The sequence below is a fragment of the Bacillus sp. 105MF genome (genome assembly GCF_000374885.1).
In the GTDB taxonomy this organism is placed as follows: Bacteria; Bacillota; Bacilli; order Bacillales; family Bacillaceae_G; genus Bacillus_A; species Bacillus_A pseudomycoides.
In genome coordinates, this window is record NZ_KB895589.1 from 15,242 (window position 1) to 31,683 (window position 16,442).

A 16,442-nucleotide genomic window follows, 5' to 3' on the forward strand; every position below is an offset into this window, starting at 1 on the left:
TTTTTTTGAAATTTTATATGATAAAAACAGGAGAAGATAGGTTATATCACGAAGAAATATTAATATCCATTTATTGAGGAGAACATGTTATGAATGAAATTTATATATTATTAATTGGACAGGTCATTGTATTTGTTGTAGGTGCGGTTTATGCAATAGCACAGACAAAGCAAACGGGAGAAAATGAGCCTTTACCATTATTGATTCGTCTTATTCTTAGTTTTTCTTTAACTGGTGGTGCGATCTGGATTTGGTTACAAGATCCATCTGTAGAGTATCGTCAGTGGGCTGTAATTGGTATGACTTTATCTACGCTTGGTGATTTATTTATGGCAGGGATCATTCCATTTGGACATCGGTTAATCGGCGGTATGGTTACCTTTGCAATTGCGCATTGTTTTTATGTAACAGCATTTTTGCAAACGGGTATCTCATGGAATGGGTTCTGGATTGGAGTAGTAGCATACGGTTTATTTTTAATAATTGGTTGGTTCTTTTTTATTCGCAATCAAAAACAAGATAGGCTGTTTACAATTGGTGCGCTCGTATATGGTTTATGGGTTGGGGGAATGGCGTGTTTTGCATTTGCATTATACTATACAAACAACGGAATGTGGTGGATTCCAGCGCTTGGCGGATTGTTATTTGTAATTTCTGATTTTATTATTGGTGTAACGGATATTGGTGGTCGCAAAGTAAAGTATGATCCACTTTGGATCTGGGTAACATATGTTGCTGCACAGATGTGTATTGTATATGTTGGAATATAAAAGAGGATATCTCTAAAAGTAGCTATTGAGCTACTTTTGGGATATCCTCTTTTTTGATTATATATTATGCTACGATGTTCTTTTGCTGTAAAGCGGAAAGACTATATTCGTCAGCCGCTTTATAACCTTGAGATAATAGCTCATTAATGTATATTTTGTTATAAATAAAGCAGAAAACTAAATTAGAAAATCCGAATGTAAAAGCACTTGCAATTAAGATAATTAAAAACCATTTCCAATCCTCACGGAATATAGCAGGGAAAAATCCGAAGAAAAAGACAGTCCAGCTAAAACCTAGTTTTGCCTGTTTAATTTGTCCAGTATTTTCGTTTCTTAACATAACTTTCATAAAAAATGAGTCCTCCTTGGAGTATATGCATTAATTTATAAAAGACCAATCTAGTATATCAATTACATTTAAGAATATTATTCAGATTTATAAAATTTTATAGGTTTTATCTTATTCTTTCGGAATTTTGTGGAAATTAATAATAAAAACTATCTATAATAAATGTAACAAAGGGAGAGGAATGAGAGATGGAAAATGAAAAAGAAAAGTCGCTTTCGTGAGCTTTTTGAAATACTAGCTATTGCGTGTTTGTTGTTTTTTTTAGTGAAAATTTTTGTGTTTTTTCCAACAACTGTGCAGGGAGCATCTATGAGGCCAACATTGCAAGATGGGGATAAAGTAATTATTAATAAGTTAGCAAAGAGATTTGAAACCTATGAGCGTGAAGATATTATTGTAGTAAAGACTGATAATTTTTATGTGAAGAGAATTATTGGGTTGCCAGGAGATGTAATTGAGATGAAAAATGACCAATTATACGTAAATCATCAAGTGCAAAGTGAACCTTATTTAGATAAAAATAAAAAACAAGCGAAACAACTTCTTATTAATTTAACTGAAGACTTTGGTCCTATTACGATTCCGAAAAATAAAATCTTTGTCATGGGAGATAATCGTTTAGTGAGTAGAGATAGCCGTAACGGCTTAGGACTGATTCATAAAACAGAAGTGCTTGGCACATTAACTGCAATCTATTATCCGTTTGATCATATGAAAATTGTGAACTAGAAAGAAGGGACAATATGGAGGATATGATTGGACACATTCTAGTAGGAGTTGGTCGCGCAGCAATTGCATTAAGTGAAATATGTGTTGATGCAGGTAAAGGGATTGTAAGAGGGACTGTTAGTATTATAAGAGTCGCTGGAGACTTTATGTTAGATGAAGTGGTAGAGCATGCATTAGAAAGATTAGCGGAACGAGAAGAACGGAAAAAGAAAAGAGTGCAGCGACACATAGAAAAACTGAAGCGGTATACATGGTTCAAGGTTTTATATGAGGATAAGCGCTGCCAGGAAATTTTAAATTATAATAAAGCATGCAGGGATGTATTAAGCAAACGTCGTTATGTACATAAGTTAATTCATAAAGAAGATGAAAGAAAGAAATTCATTAAGCGTGTGAAAATTGATGCAAAGGTTAATGATGTTAATTGGGATATGTGAAATAGAATATAAGTAAAAAACCAAGCAATTGTTACAATTTGCTTGGTTTTTTGTATTTACCTAAATTGTAGGTGCCTCGTTCGTTGCTATTTTCAAAGAAGGGGCTTCATCGTTTTTTTCATTTAGCATGAATTTGTACTGCAATAACTGTAATTTAAACAGTGTTAAAGGATCATGATATGTTTCTGGATTTGTTCTTAGTTTCGTTAATGCATTTTCATCTTCATTTATTTCGAGATGTGCAGCTTCCACAGTTTGCTTTAATATGCTAAGAGGTTCTTTAAAGAACATCATAATATCACGTTCTAATGCACTCTCGAATAATTCAAATTGAAGGAAGAACTGTTCAGAAATAGTTGTTGTTACATCTGTATAGTCTTCGGTCTCGATATAATTTTTATATTTGTTGTAAAGCATGGATTGATTTTTCTGCATGTTACCGAATAGCTTTCCAGCACTTTTTAATAGAAATTGTGTTGGTGTAAAGCGTAGTAAAATATTCACATCATCAACTTTGATCCGGTTTGTCATCCTTGCAACATCGCGGCGCCAATCATCAAGTAGTTGGAAATCGCATGGTAGTTTCATACGTTCTTCTTCGTATAATTTATTAAATGTTTCACTCATTTCATCTAAATAAGATTGACTTTGAATAAATTCATTATGGACTTTTTCAATCCATTCTTGAATAGATTGAGTAAACTTAGGTAATATCATTTGTTGTAAATGTTTTTGAATTCTTTCATTCATTGCTGCATTTAATTCTTCAGGAACTTGTTTAAAGTCACTATCTTCATGAACTAAATCGGAACAGCTCTGCAATAATTCAGGAATTTGATCATGAAGATCATGTATAATTTCATCTTTCGTTAAACGATATGAGTCTGTAATAGAGCGAGTCTTATCTTTTTCAATAGCAGTCAGGTTATTAATGAAGCCATTTAATTTCACTAAAAGGTGTTTATTCCAACGGATTGACTTTACTAACGTATTTTCTAATTGTACGCGTTCATTTAAGAGATACGTGATGGTCTTTTGAATAAACCATAATAGTTTTTCCGTGCGTTCGGTTTCTATATTTCTATTATTAAAGTTTGAAGTAATGGATTCTGTTAAATCACTTAGTTGCCCGCTGTTCTCTTCTAAAGATGAGTAAGGGAATACTCGTGCATTTGGAAAATGTACACGTATTTTAGACTCGGTTTCATTTAGCATTTTATTTGCTGTTTCATCACTAAAGATTGTATTGATTGTATTTAAAACAAAATGAACTTGTAAAGTCGGTATTTGTTCTCGTATGTATAGTAGTGTATCGATTTCTTCATCAAGTAAAGGCGAAGAGGTATTAAGAACATATAATAGATTATCGGTTGCATGTAAGTATTCAAGATTTGTATTCTCTTTATTGCCATTTCCATCAAAACCTGGTGTAACGATAAATGAGAATTTATTTTTTCGTAAAAACCTACATGGTAATTTAAACTCAATACATTTCTGCTCAGATTCTGATTTTGGAGGAACAGCCATCATTTCGTAAAATTCATCCAAATTGGAAGTAGTTCTTATTGTTAAATCTGTGAGTTCTGTAATTTCTGTCTGCGCATTATCTTTAAATATGATAGAGGCTCCAGGAGAATTTTTTAGTATACTTTCCCCTAATATAGAATTGATAAAGGATGATTTACTAGCAACATTCGTACCTGTAACGAGAACTTGTTGTACGTTTAGGTCGGAAAGTTCTCGAACAAGCCATGTGAAAGAATGACCTAAGTCTACATCATTCTTTTCTGCCCATACGACAATAGTTTCAAATAAGCTTGAAACTTTGTCTAGATCAACTGTGTTAACTGTTTTTGAACTAGAAAGGAGTGTTTCAGCGCTTTTTACAAGTAATGTATCAAGGCTTTTAGGTGAAATCTCATTCCATGCTAACGTTGCAGCGGAAACAAATAGAGAATGTTCTGCTTTTGTTAAGCTAAACCAATTTGTTAACAAGTCTGGAATAAGTTCCTGTAGTTCATGCATCAAGTATTGTCCTGTAATTAATTCACAGTAGGTGTCTTGATAAAGAGTAACAATTTCATCCCATGAGTCGTAAGAATCTACCTCGACGTGTAAAAAAAGGTGATTGATTGTTTGAATCCATAATAAGTAGGTTGACTCATCTTGATAGATTTTCCAAAGTGATGAGACAAGTTGCTTAAATTGAATGGAATCGACGGTATATAAAACTTTTAATGCTTCATAAAAATATTTTGGTTTCATTTGTTTTGTGAATCCTTGATTCACATAACTTGTTAAAATCTCAAACCAATGTAATGATTTCGTTCGAATTCCTTCTTGAACAGCAAGGTCAATAGCATTGTTCCAATCCTGCTGTTTCTCATAAAAGGAACGAGCAATGGCAGTGATATTTGGATAGTCTGGTTGGAATGAAACTGCTTCACTAATGACCTTAAAAGCAAGTCCTAAGCGATTTTGTTCGATGTACAGAGAAAGAAGTTGCAATGAAACTTCCATTGTCAGTGTTGTGTCTTCTGTTTGAATCGATGTATAGATTTCTTCTGCCATTGAAAGCAATCCTAATTCAAAATAAGCGTCTGCTATATTTTTTTTTGCCCATAGAGAGAGAGCATTGTTTACTTTCTCCCACTTGAAGATGGCTGTTTCGAAATCTTTATGATGATAATTAACTTCTCCTTGTGCGAAACGAATGTTAGCGATATTGGAAAATTCATTTTCAGCTTCATTTACATATGCTTCCCCAAGTACTTGAGGAGCCTGAACAGAATCCTGTTCAGTTAAGAATGTTTCATAGTATACCTTTTGAATCAATTGTTTTTCTATGGTCATGTTTTTTCCCCCTGTATAATTTAGAAAAATGATTTTTATGTAAAAGGATGCATAATACTCTACACGGATGGAAGATGCATGTAATCTTTTTAAATATATGTTTACTGCCTATATCATTTTTCTTGAGAGTCAAACCGATGCTAAATGTAACTTTTCTTTATTGTAACAAAAATCACGCTTGTGAAGTCGGATTTTCTTATAATTATGAAGTGAAGTATGGATTTATCACGCTATTCGTGGACAATATGCATTCACACCTTAAGGTCCTGAAAAATGAAGATTAAAAGTAGTAAAAAGTTTCATTACAGGTAAGATGAATAGGAGTAGAGTTCATTATAAAAACGATGTATAGTGAATATGTATACCATGTTTGCTTAAAAGATAGAGAGGGTACAATATGGAATAACGATTGTGCATAGGATGTGTCATCCAAATGGAACAACATATTGGTGAGTTAATCTCACATTATGGGTATTTGGGAATTATTATAGCTCTTGCGGGTGGAATAGTGGGTCTGCCAATACCAGATGAGTTTTTGCTGACGTTTGTTGGTTATAATATTTCGAAAGGAACTATGTCAGGGACAGCTGCTTTTTTAAGTGGAATGGCTGGTGCGGTACTTGGAATTACTTTAAGTTACATACTTGGCTTAAAACTTGGACTGCCTGTATTAAAAAAATATGGTCCAAAGATAGGAATTAAAGAAAAGCAAATTGAAAAAACGCATGTTTTGTTTGAAAAATATGGTCCTTTTTTAATAATGATTGGATATTTTATACCAGGAGTTCGTCATTTAACTGCATATTTTGCTGGTATGTCAAATTTAACGTTTTGGAGATTTTGTCTATACGCATACGGTGGTGCTTTCATCTGGATTAGCGTTTTTATTGGACTTGGATGGAAACTTGGAGAGAAGTGGCGCTTTGTTGAATATAGTTTGCATCATTATGGAATGTGGATTTTAATTATCTCAGTAGTAGTTGTACTTATTGTATGGCTCTACATAAGAAGAAAAAAAACCGCTAGTTAAGCGGTTTTTAGCTGAAAGCAATGAAGAGAACACCTGCTGTAATACATACAACACCCATTCCAGTCATGAAGTTTAATTTTTCGCCTAATATAATTATTGCAAGAATAATTGAAAATACAACACTTAATTTATCTACAGGAGCAACTTGTGAAACTTTTCCTGTTTTTAAGGCGAGAAAATAAAACAGCCATGATGAGGCACCAGCTATACCACTTAACGTGATAAATAGCAGTGCTTTTTTATTCATTAGAACGTCACCAATATTTTGAAATTTACCTTGTATCATAATTACACCTATCATAAATAGTGCCATGATGATTGAACGGATAGTTGTTGCCACATTGGCATCGATTCCTTCTAAACCAAATTTTCCAAAAATGGATACAAGTGCTGCAGCAATTGCTGATAATAATGCGAATAATAGCCATGAACTCATAGTAAAATTCCTCCAGTCTTGTATTATTATACGTGAAAATCATTCTCAAGTATAACGGATAGCAAGAGGATGTTTTGAATATAACTATGAAAATAGTAAAGGCCCATCTAACATAAAGATGTTAGATGGGCCTTAGATCTATTATTCTGCAATTTCTTCATATAAAAAGTACGTTACATTATAAATGTGTTCTACTTCATCATCTGTCATAAATAAAAGCTCTTCACGCTCAATTCCCTTTTTCTTTTCAATAAACTCAATCATATTTTTTCGTTCTTCTCTTTTCATCATTTTGTTTCTCCTCCCAATCTGTTTTAATACAGTTTATTTAAGTTGATACTATTATATAACAGAATCTTTAGAAAGTTCCATCTTTTTTATCTTTTTTTTGATAAGAACTTTTCGACAAAACAAGCCCTTTTAAAGGGCTTGTTTTTGAATTACAGTCGTAAAAACTCTGGTTGAGTCGTACCAGCACTATCGATGTAGTAAATTGTATTTGGATTGATCTTTATAAGTACATAGTTAGGATCTTCAGGGCCGAGTAACCAGCGTTTTAAGTTGTTGTTCCAAAATTTATTTTTTAATGTTTGCTCTTCTTCAATTGAAGCGGTGCCTTCTACTTCGATATAATCTTCATCCCATTTCTTCCCTTCTCTTCCGAGTAGCACGTGTACATTTGAATTTTGTTCGATATCTACTACCTTTTTGGAATTACGATCTGTTGCGACATATAATACAAAGTCTTCATGAAAAAACATCATAAAACAGCTATGTGGCTTATTTTCACGCACGGTAGCTAATACACCTGTTCTTTGTCCTTCAATAATAGTTGCAATTTTTTCTTTCAAATTCATTTTTTGAGCCCCTTTCTGTTATCCGTAATTTCATTCTGCGAAAACTTGTTGCTTAAAATTTTTTACACTCTTTCATACTTTTTTCTTCAATCGTATTTTTTAAACGTATTTGTGATGAAATGGGACAAGTTAGGAGAAGAATAATGATAATAGTGGGGGAAATACATACGATGGAAGGATGGAAAATATGTTTAATAAAATTTTCTTAATACTTGCACTTGCTGGTGTACCGCTTTCTATTCTTGGAAATACGTTGCATTGGCCACAAACAATTATGTTTGCTGTGTATTGCATTACAATTATTGCTCTCGCTGCTTTTATGGGAAGAGCGACAGAAAGTTTAGCTATTGTCTCTGGACCAAGAATTGGTGGGCTATTAAATGCAACCTTCGGGAATGCGGTTGAACTTATCATTTCAGTTTTTGCATTACAAGCAGGGCTAACTGAAGTCGTACTTGCTTCACTAACTGGTTCCGTTCTTGGCAACTTATTGTTAGTTGGAGGTCTTTCTTTTTTTGTAGGAGGGCTCAAGTATAAAAGACAAAGTTTTAATGTTTATGATGCAAGGCATAATTCGGCCTTACTAATATTTGCAGTTGTTGTAGCATTTGTTATTCCAGAAGTTTTTTCAATGAAGATGAGTATAGACAAAACATATCAATTAAGTATTGGGGTTTCAATCATCATGATTGTCATGTATTTAGCCGCACTATTCTTTAAACTGGTTACGCATCGTGGTGTGTATCAGCATAAAAGCGATGAAGTAGAACATGAGGAAGAGCCTGAATGGTCAAAAGGGAAAGCATTATTTATTTTAGCGATTGCAACAGCGGCTGTTGCTTATGTATCCGAGGCGCTTGTTCATACATTTGAAACGGTAGCAAAATCATTTGGATGGTCGGAATTATTTATCGGGGTTATCATTGTTGCGATTGTTGGTAACGCCGCGGAGCATGCCTCTGCAATTATTATGGCTTATAAAAATAAAGTGAATATTGCAGTTGAAATTGCAGTCGGTTCAACCTTGCAGGTTGCCATGTTCGTTGCCCCTGTTCTCATCATACTTTCGATGTTTTTTACGGTAAAAATGCCCCTTGTATTTACAATGCCGGAACTTGTGTCCATGATTACAGCGGTCTTTTTAACAATTGCAATTTCAAATGATGGAGATACGAACTGGTTTGAAGGAGGAACATTATTAGCCGCTTATTTCATTATGGGAATTGGCTTTTACTTGTTATAAAAAATTGGGATAACAATATTACGGAGAGAAAATAATAGAGATAGTTAATATATAAATCCATTTTGATTTGCAGGCATATAAGTCGCTGCTACGAAGAACAAAAGGTGACATGCACTTGTTTTCTCTCTTTGTTTTCACTTGGCATGGGGGGCAGGAAGAGGATCTGACCGCTTTTATGCATGACCAGATGCTCTCTCCCACCTAAAAAGAAAGGTTTTATGTCGGTTTTTCAATTTGTATTTAATAGCTATTTAAATGATTTATACACTCTTAAATTAGGAAGGGGTAAAGTAGGTGAAACGAGTGTACAGCATATGTCTTTCAACTATGGTCTCGTTTATTTTATTATTTCCTTATAGTAGCTCTGCAAAGACAACAATAAACGTAAAGATGCCTTCATCTGTTTTGAATATTTCAAAGGACAATACGTATCCAAATGAAGCGCAAGATTTACCGCGTTTGCAGCCAAGTGAACTAGCGAAAGAATTACTGAAAACATCGACCATTCGAATCGAAAACCCAGATTTAATTCGGTTGTTTAATGAAACTTCGATTTCAAATGCACCTCTTGCAGTTGGATATAGGGCGAAAATTTATTTAGGTCAATGGCCGTTAAATTATGAATCAACAGATACAGCGATAAATTGGGAATATAAGCAAGTGAATCGTAATGTATATGATAACCGTGGTGTGGAGCGGTTATATCCGCTTCGGTACAAACAAGAATCGCAAAAAACGGTAGAAGGTGGTTTAACAGCCTATATTAAAGATACAGATGATGTGAAAAAGATGATTCTTTTAAAGGCGATGGAGAAGGTGCAGCTTCCCCTTTCTTTTAAAACAACAATTGGTTATGGTACTGGAAATGAGCGCGTATATAATATCAGCCCAAAACAACTTGGGTATTTATATGCATATACACCAGCGGTAAATGAAAAAGGAAAAGTTACATTTGGAGAAGTATATCTTGTTTTAAAAGGAAATCAGAAGAGGCTTGTCATTAAAAATATTACTTCACAAGGAATTGGGGCATCTATTCCTATACAAGATTATGTATCCTTTAAATTTATTTCTTCGCCTTATCCACAATAGCAAAAAAACGTCAGCTAAATATGCTGACGTTTTTTTTGCTACAGTATAATATTTGTTTCTTTTGTTAAGAAATCCTCGGTTGGATAATAGCTGTTTTTCACAAGAATATTTGGCCCAAGGCATTTTACAGCAGGGCAGTGACAACTTAATGATTTCGCTGTTTTCGAACTACACCATCTGTCGTAGGCTTCTTGTAATGTGCTTGTTTGAATGTTACCAAGCAGTGGAATATCACCAAAGTCTGTTACGATAATGTTGCCATCAAAAATATTTACATTTAAGCGAGAACGCCCATCTGGATCGTTACGAACCGTCACGTTTTTGCTTAAATGTAATTTTCTTAATGTAGCTAAGTCACGTTCATCATTACTACATGCGTAGAAAGGTAGTGTGCCAAATAACATCCATATATTTTCATCACGAATATCTAATAAATGCTCGATAGCACTTCGAATTTCATCTTTTGTTAAAATTTCAAGGTTGCTAGCAAAATCACTTGGGTACATAGGGTGTACTTCATGGCGCTTACAGCCCATTTCTTCGACGATTTGACGATGAATGTGTTCAATATGTGGTAGGGTACGTTTATTTAACATTGTTTCTGCTGACACGAGAACACCTGCATCTGATAAAGCTTTACTATTTGTAATCATTCGTTCAAATAGTTTAGCACGTTGTTCATAAGTAGGTTTGCGCTCCATCATTGCAAATCCACCTTCAACGAAATCATCAATTGTTCCCCAGTTATGTGAAATATGCAACACATCTAAATAAGGAATAATTTGTTCATAACGGGCTAAATCTATAGTTAAGTTTGAGTTGATTTGAGTGCGAACGCCTCGTTCATGGGCATATTTTAAGAGTGGTGTTACATAGTTGTCGACGGATTTTTTTGAGAGCATTGGTTCTCCGCCCGTAATACTTAAAGAACGTAAATGAGGAATCTCATCTAATCGTTTTAATAAAAGTTCCATTGGAAGCGGATTTGGATCTTTTGGCTGTAATGTATAACCAACAGCACAATGCTCACAGCGCATATTGCATAACGTTGTCGTTGTAAATTCAACGTTTGTTAATAGTAGTTTGCCGTACTCTTCAAGGTCCATATACGCTTCCCATGGATCGTAAGAAGGAGTAATCGGCTTCATTGTTTGTGATATACTCATCTGAAATACTCCTTTGACTGTTGAAATAACAATTTGTCCATCCTCTATAATAGAAGAATATGGACGTTTTATAAAGTGAAACTTTTTGTAACAAAAATTCTTCATCTGTTGATTTCACTTCAAGTGATGGGGGAAGTAATTTAAATGTCTGCTTGTATGTAATCAAGTATTGTGGCAAAAATGATGAAAATTCATGTTCGGGATAATCATTTTTGCGGTATAATAAGAGTAACTCGAATAAAAAGGAGAGTGCCTTTGTGGGAAAAGCAATTCAAGATAAAGATTCACAATTAGTATATTTAAAAGAACGTTTAAATATGTTCATCGAAGTAATTGATACAATTGAACCAGAAGAGGTAGAATTAGAAGATGTAGATCGTCTTCTTGCGATGTTAGATGAATTAGAACTGAAATGTGAGCAATTTAAAAAAGACGAATAATATAAAACGGCTACCAATTATATATTGGTAGCCGTTTTCTGTAAATGCGCTGTTTTATTAGAAAATATATAGATTTCCTGCCCGATTAAATAGAAGGAATATGGAAAAAAGGGTATAATCAAGTTGTGAAAAATTTCGTTTGATCTTAAGAGTCATAAAATAAAAACAAAGACTCTAGAGATTTAAGGGTGAAAATTTCATCTCGTAGCGTTTTGGTAGCGTTCACAATTGAGGGGGAAGTAACAATGGAAAAGCTTCAAGAAAGTATGTATCAACTGATTGTTGAAACATCAACGAATTTACCGAAAGATGTTCGTCGTGCAATTCAACGAGCAAAAGAACGAGAAAATGCAGGGACTCGTTCTGCAATGGCGCTTGGCACCATTACAAATAATATTAAAATGGCAGATGAAAACATCTCTCCAATTTGCCAAGATACAGGGATGCCAACCTTCAAAATTTATACACCAGTTGGCGTAAATCAATTACAAATGAAAGAAGCAATTTACAGTGCGCTTGAGCGGGCGACACAGGACGGGAAACTTCGTCCGAATTCTGTTGATTCTCTTTTCGGAGATAATAGCGGTAATAACTTAGGACCAGGTACACCTGTGATTAAGTTTGAGCAGTGGGAGAAAGATTATATTGATGCCCGTTTAATTTTAAAAGGGGGTGGCTGTGAAAATAAAAATATTCAGTATAGCTTACCTTGTGAATTAGAAGGACTTGGACGAGCAGGTCGTGATTTAGAAGGGATTCGCAAATGCCTTCTTCATGCGGTATATCAAGCACAAGGACAAGGGTGTAGTGCAGGAGTAATCGGTGTTGGTATCGGGGGAGACCGTACGTCAGGTTATGAGTTGGCAAAAAACCAACTATTTCGCACATTAGATGATGTGAATCCAATTCCTGAATTACAGAAGCTTGAAGAATACGTATTAGAGAATGCGAACAAGCTTGGCATTGGTACGATGGGATTTGGTGGAGAAACAACCTTACTTGGTTGTAAAATTGGAGTATACAATCGTCTGCCAGCTAGTTTCTATGTGTCTGTTGCATATAATTGTTGGGCGTATCGTCGCCTTGGTGTAACAATTCATCCTGAAACAGGTGAGATTATCGATTGGTTATATCAAGAAGGTGAAAATACACTTCAACAAGAAGTGGAGCACGCAAAAAGTGAGCAGCGTGAAATTGTACTGCAGGCACCAATTACAGAGGAGCAAATTCGTGAACTTCGCGTTGGAGATGTCGTTACCATTAACGGGATGATGTACACAGGTCGTGATGCAATTCATAAGCACTTAATGGATAACGATTGCCCGGTAGATTTAAATGGACAAATCATTTATCACTGTGGTCCAGTTGTAGTGAAAGATGAAAATGACAATTGGAAAATTAAAGCGGCAGGTCCAACGACAAGTATTCGTGAAGAGCCATATCAAGGCGACATTATGAAGAAGTTTGGTATTCGTGCTGTCATCGGTAAAGGCGGCATGGGAGAAAAAACATTAGCGGCACTAGCAGAACATGGTGGTGTATATTTAAATGCAATCGGTGGTGCTGCGCAGTATTATGCAGAATGTATTAAAGAAGTGAAAGATGTCGACTTCTTACAATTTGGTATTCCAGAAGCAATGTGGCACCTACGTATTGATGGCTTTAAAGCTGTTGTAACAATGGACTCTCATGGTAATAGCCTACATGCAGATGTAGATAAAACATCATTTGAAAAATTAGCAAGCTTTAAAGAACCGGTATTTAAGTAAGTGGAAAAATGCATCTCGAATCATTCGAGGTGCATTTTTTGGTACATATAGAAAAACTTGTTTAGAATGAAAGGAATATTGAAAACAGAAACTACAGGTACGATGATATATGGAAAGGAGACTATTTATGAAGCATAGATGGTTATATATAGGTCTCATTTTTTCAATTATAATGACACTTGTTCCAGTTTCTGCTTTCGCGTATACGAACGCACCAAATCACTGGGGGATTCCGCGAGCAAAAAATGAGACCCCGCCAGATGCAGGGAAAAAATTTACTGATCTACTCCGGGGTAATGGTGGTTTTTATTTAGGAGACACGAAGAAAAAAGATATATATTTAACATTTGATAATGGATATGAAAATGGATATACTGGAAAAATTTTGGATGTACTAAAAGAAAAGAAAGTGCCAGCAACATTTTTTGTAACGGGTCATTATATAAAGACGCAAAAAGAGTTATTATTAAGAATGAAAAATGAAGGTCACATTATTGGAAACCACTCTCGAAGCCATCCTGATTTTACAACTGTAAATGATGAGAAACTTCGTGAAGAATTACAAAGTGTAACGGATGAAATTAAAAAAGTAACCGGACAAAAAGAAGTGAAATATGTACGTCCTCCGCGTGGGATTTTTAGTGAGCGTACGCTAGCTCTTGCGAAAGAAATGGGATATTATAACGTATTTTGGTCGCTTGCATTTTTAGATTGGAAAGTAGATCAGCAAAGAGGATGGCAATATGCTCATAATAATGTAATGAATATGATTCATCCAGGATCCATTATATTACTTCATGCTATATCAAAAGATAATGCAGAAGCGCTTGCGAAAATCATTGATGATTTGCGCGAGAAAGGGTATCATTTTAAAAGCCTGGATGATTTAGTAAAAAGCAATCAGCCGTAAGCATGTATGCTTACGGTTTTCTCATGCTATAATGATGTGTAAAAAGGATGGGGAAACGTATGTGGAGCGAACATGTTACGTTAAAGGATTCGTACCATTTTGAAGAGGTACTCAGGCGTTTGTCTTTTGATCCACTCAATGTTGTTCAATTAGAAGAGAAAATAGTTTATGTCCCACTTGTTATGGATGAAGAACAAATTGTTGTCCGCGTACAAGGAATTGGTACGCTTCAAAACCCACAATTTTGGGTTTCAAGTCAGACAGGTGAACAAGAGAAGGTTATGAAACGCATCTATTCCATTTTTCAATGGAATGAATCTTTTCAAGATATACAAACCCATTTTAGAAACACATCATTACGTCCACTTTTTGAAACATATGCCTATACACCACTTGTTTTAGAGTTTGATTATTTTGCTTGTCTTCTTCGTTGTATTATTCATCAACAAGTTCATTTGAAATTTGCTACTTCTCTTACAGAACAATTTGTAAAGCGATATGGAACAGAGAAGAATGGCGTTTTCTTTTTCCCAACACCAGAAAGGGTAGCGAATATTTCAATAGAAGAGCTCAGAAATCAGAAATTTAGTCAACGAAAAGCTGAATATATGGTAGGACTAGCAAAACATATTGTGGAAGGTAAGCTAAATTTAGTGGAGCTAGAAAAACAAACAGAAGAAGTAGTAGCAGCACAATTGTTACCAGTACGAGGTATTGGTGCATGGACGGTGCAAAACTTTTTACTGTTTGGGCTCGGACGGAAAAATATGTTCCCAAAAGCAGATATTGGGATTCAGCGTGCACTTCAAGGTATATTTCAATTAGAGAATAAACCAGATGATGCATTTTTAGAAAAAATGAAACAAGAGTGTGAACCATACTGCAGTTATGCAGCGTTGTATTTATGGAAAAGTATAGAGTAGAGGTGTAATAATGGTACAAAAGCAACATGAGAGTAAGTTGGAAGTTGGTCAAACGTTTCCTGTGACAATTAAGCGTCTAGGGATTAACGGAGAAGGCGTTGGTTATTTTAAGAGACAAGTTGTTTTCATTCCAGGGGCATTACCAGGAGAAGAAGTTGTTGCGGAAACAACGAAAATTCAGCGTGGCTTTGCTGAAGCGAAAGTGAAAAAAATTCGTAAAGCATCACCGCATCGCGTAAAACCGCCATGCCCAGTATATGATGAATGCGGTGGTTGTCAATTGCAGCATTTAGATTATAAAGAACAGTTGAATCAAAAGCGAGATATTGTGGTACAAGCCTTTGAAAAGTATATGAACGGAAGCATGGAAGCTGACATTCGTCCAACACTTGGTATGGGAAACCCATGGCATTATCGTAATAAAAGTCAATTACAAGTAGGACGTAAAGATGAAAAAGTGATTACAGGATTATATAAACAGAACTCACATCAATTAATTGATATTTCTCACTGCATGATTCAGCATAAAGCAACAAACGAAGCGACAAAAGTTGTACGACGTATATTAGAAAAATTGAACATTTCTATTTACAACGAGAAAAAACAAAAAGGTCTAGTGCGTACAATTGTGACACGTGCTGCAGTTCAAACAGGGGAAGTACAAGTCACATTAATTACAACAAAAGAAGAATTACCAAATAAAGAGCAATTTATCGCAGAAGTACAAAAACAAATGCCAACAGTCAAATCGATTATGCAAAATGTGAACTGGCGTAAAACATCTGTTATTTTTGGTGACAAAACATTCAACTTAGCTGGAAAAGAAGTCATTCAAGAAACACTTGGTGATTTATCATTTGAATTATCAGCACGTGCATTCTTCCAGTTGAATCCAGAACAAACTGTTGTCCTTTACAACGAAGCGAAAAAAGCCGCTGCGTTAACAGGAAAAGAAAAAATCGTTGATGCATATTGTGGCGTTGGTACAATTGGACTTTGGCTAGCAAATGATGCAGCAGAAGTGCGCGGTATGGATGTCATTCCAGAAGCGATTGAAGATGCAAAGAAAAATGCGAAACGTCACGGATTTACAAATACAAAGTACGAAGCTGGAAAGGCAGAACAATGGCTACCAAAATGGGTGAAAGAAGGCTGGCGTCCAGATGTAATCGTGGTTGATCCACCGCGTACAGGTTGTGACGATAAGTTACTTGAAACAATTTTAAAAGTACAACCAAAGCAAGTTGTTTATGTTTCTTGCAACCCTTCATCATTAGCGCGTGATGTGAAAGCATTAATGAAGAGTTATGAAGTGGAATATGTACAACCGGTTGATATGTTCCCGCATACGGCGCATGTGGAAAATGTGGTAAGGCTTGTTAGAAAAGAAAATTAAAGGTGTAGCAGTGAGAGATAGGTCTTATCGAAAAATCGATAA

17 protein-coding genes are annotated in these 16,442 nt (G+C 35.1%); 11 read left to right on the forward strand and 6 right to left on the reverse strand.

All coding sequences use genetic code 11. The features are described 5' to 3' along the window. The first annotated feature begins 89 nt into the window (after positions 1-89). Entirely contained in the window at positions 90-770 is a 681-nt protein-coding gene (locus C564_RS0124720) for a lysoplasmalogenase (RefSeq protein ID WP_018767225.1), read from the forward strand. Between the two features lie 64 nt (positions 771-834). Here the strand turns inward: C564_RS0124720 and C564_RS0124725 are convergent, their stop codons facing one another. Then, positions 835-1,119 carry a hypothetical protein gene (locus tag C564_RS0124725; RefSeq protein ID WP_003205778.1) on the reverse strand — a complete coding sequence of 95 codons (285 nt, stop codon included), beginning with the start codon at positions 1,117-1,119 and terminating at the stop codon, positions 835-837. Between the two features lie 195 nt (positions 1,120-1,314). On the opposite strand from C564_RS0124725, the gene lepB reads away from it, so the two are divergent. Further along, entirely contained in the window at positions 1,315-1,848 is a 534-nt protein-coding gene (lepB, locus tag C564_RS0124730; protein ID WP_003194819.1) for a signal peptidase I, read from the forward strand. 14 nt (positions 1,849-1,862) lie between these two features. Next, a complete protein-coding gene (locus C564_RS0124735) occupies positions 1,863-2,285 on the forward strand; it encodes a hypothetical protein (RefSeq protein ID WP_003205781.1) in 423 nt (140 codons plus the stop codon). Positions 2,286-2,345: 60 nt separating this feature from the next. On the opposite strand, the gene C564_RS0124740 is transcribed toward C564_RS0124735, so the two are convergent. Beyond that, positions 2,346-5,138 (reverse strand): GTP-binding protein, encoded by a 2,793-nt coding sequence (locus tag C564_RS0124740; RefSeq protein WP_018767226.1) that lies wholly within the window; start codon positions 5,136-5,138, stop codon positions 2,346-2,348. Between the two features lie 433 nt (positions 5,139-5,571). Between C564_RS0124740 and C564_RS0124745 the strand changes: the two genes are divergently transcribed. After that, positions 5,572-6,168, forward strand: coding sequence for a DedA family protein (locus tag C564_RS0124745; protein WP_003194825.1), 597 nt, complete (start codon positions 5,572-5,574; stop codon positions 6,166-6,168). A 7-nt stretch (positions 6,169-6,175) separates the two neighbouring features. On the opposite strand, the gene C564_RS0124750 is transcribed toward C564_RS0124745, so the two are convergent. From C564_RS0124750 to C564_RS0124760, 3 genes are all read right to left on the reverse strand, one after another. Beyond that, a complete protein-coding gene (locus tag C564_RS0124750; protein ID WP_003194827.1) occupies positions 6,176-6,604 on the reverse strand; it encodes an EamA family transporter in 429 nt (142 codons plus the stop codon). 141 nt (positions 6,605-6,745) lie between these two features. Continuing rightward, positions 6,746-6,892 (reverse strand): BH0509 family protein, encoded by a 147-nt coding sequence (locus tag C564_RS0124755; protein WP_026008701.1) that lies wholly within the window; start codon positions 6,890-6,892, stop codon positions 6,746-6,748. Between the two features lie 152 nt (positions 6,893-7,044). Further along, positions 7,045-7,461 (reverse strand): pyridoxamine 5'-phosphate oxidase family protein, encoded by a 417-nt coding sequence (locus tag C564_RS0124760; RefSeq protein ID WP_003194829.1) that lies wholly within the window; start codon positions 7,459-7,461, stop codon positions 7,045-7,047. 187 nt (positions 7,462-7,648) lie between these two features. Between C564_RS0124760 and cax the strand changes: the two genes are divergently transcribed. Together cax and C564_RS0124770 are read left to right on the forward strand one after the other, a co-directional pair. Beyond that, on the forward strand, positions 7,649-8,704 hold the full coding sequence (cax, locus tag C564_RS0124765) for a calcium/proton exchanger (RefSeq protein ID WP_026008702.1): 1,056 nt from the start codon (positions 7,649-7,651) through the stop codon (positions 8,702-8,704). 294 nt (positions 8,705-8,998) lie between these two features. Beyond that, positions 8,999-9,796 carry a YfkD famly protein gene (locus C564_RS0124770; protein WP_026008703.1) on the forward strand — a complete coding sequence of 266 codons (798 nt, stop codon included), beginning with the start codon at positions 8,999-9,001 and terminating at the stop codon, positions 9,794-9,796. 38 nt (positions 9,797-9,834) lie between these two features. Here the strand turns inward: C564_RS0124770 and yfkAB are convergent, their stop codons facing one another. After that, positions 9,835-10,962, reverse strand: coding sequence for a radical SAM/CxCxxxxC motif protein YfkAB (gene yfkAB, locus C564_RS0124775; protein WP_018767228.1), 1,128 nt, complete (start codon positions 10,960-10,962; stop codon positions 9,835-9,837). A gap of 257 nt (positions 10,963-11,219) precedes the next feature. On the opposite strand from yfkAB, the gene C564_RS0124780 reads away from it, so the two are divergent. From C564_RS0124780 to rlmD, 5 genes are all read left to right on the forward strand, one after another. Next, positions 11,220-11,402, forward strand: coding sequence for an SE1561 family protein (locus C564_RS0124780; protein ID WP_002174720.1), 183 nt, complete (start codon positions 11,220-11,222; stop codon positions 11,400-11,402). A 245-nt stretch (positions 11,403-11,647) separates the two neighbouring features. Beyond that, entirely contained in the window at positions 11,648-13,171 is a 1,524-nt protein-coding gene (gene fumA, locus C564_RS0124785) for a class I fumarate hydratase (protein WP_018767229.1), read from the forward strand. 127 nt (positions 13,172-13,298) lie between these two features. Beyond that, positions 13,299-14,081, forward strand: coding sequence for a delta-lactam-biosynthetic de-N-acetylase (pdaA, locus tag C564_RS0124790; protein WP_018767230.1), 783 nt, complete (start codon positions 13,299-13,301; stop codon positions 14,079-14,081). Positions 14,082-14,140: 59 nt separating this feature from the next. Next, complete coding sequence (locus tag C564_RS0124795) at positions 14,141-15,004, forward strand: DNA-3-methyladenine glycosylase family protein (RefSeq protein WP_018767231.1); 864 nt, start codon at positions 14,141-14,143, stop codon at positions 15,002-15,004. 10 nt (positions 15,005-15,014) lie between these two features. After that, complete coding sequence (gene rlmD, locus C564_RS0124800; protein WP_003194847.1) at positions 15,015-16,400, forward strand: 23S rRNA (uracil(1939)-C(5))-methyltransferase RlmD; 1,386 nt, start codon at positions 15,015-15,017, stop codon at positions 16,398-16,400. Positions 16,401-16,442: the final 42 nt, after the last annotated feature.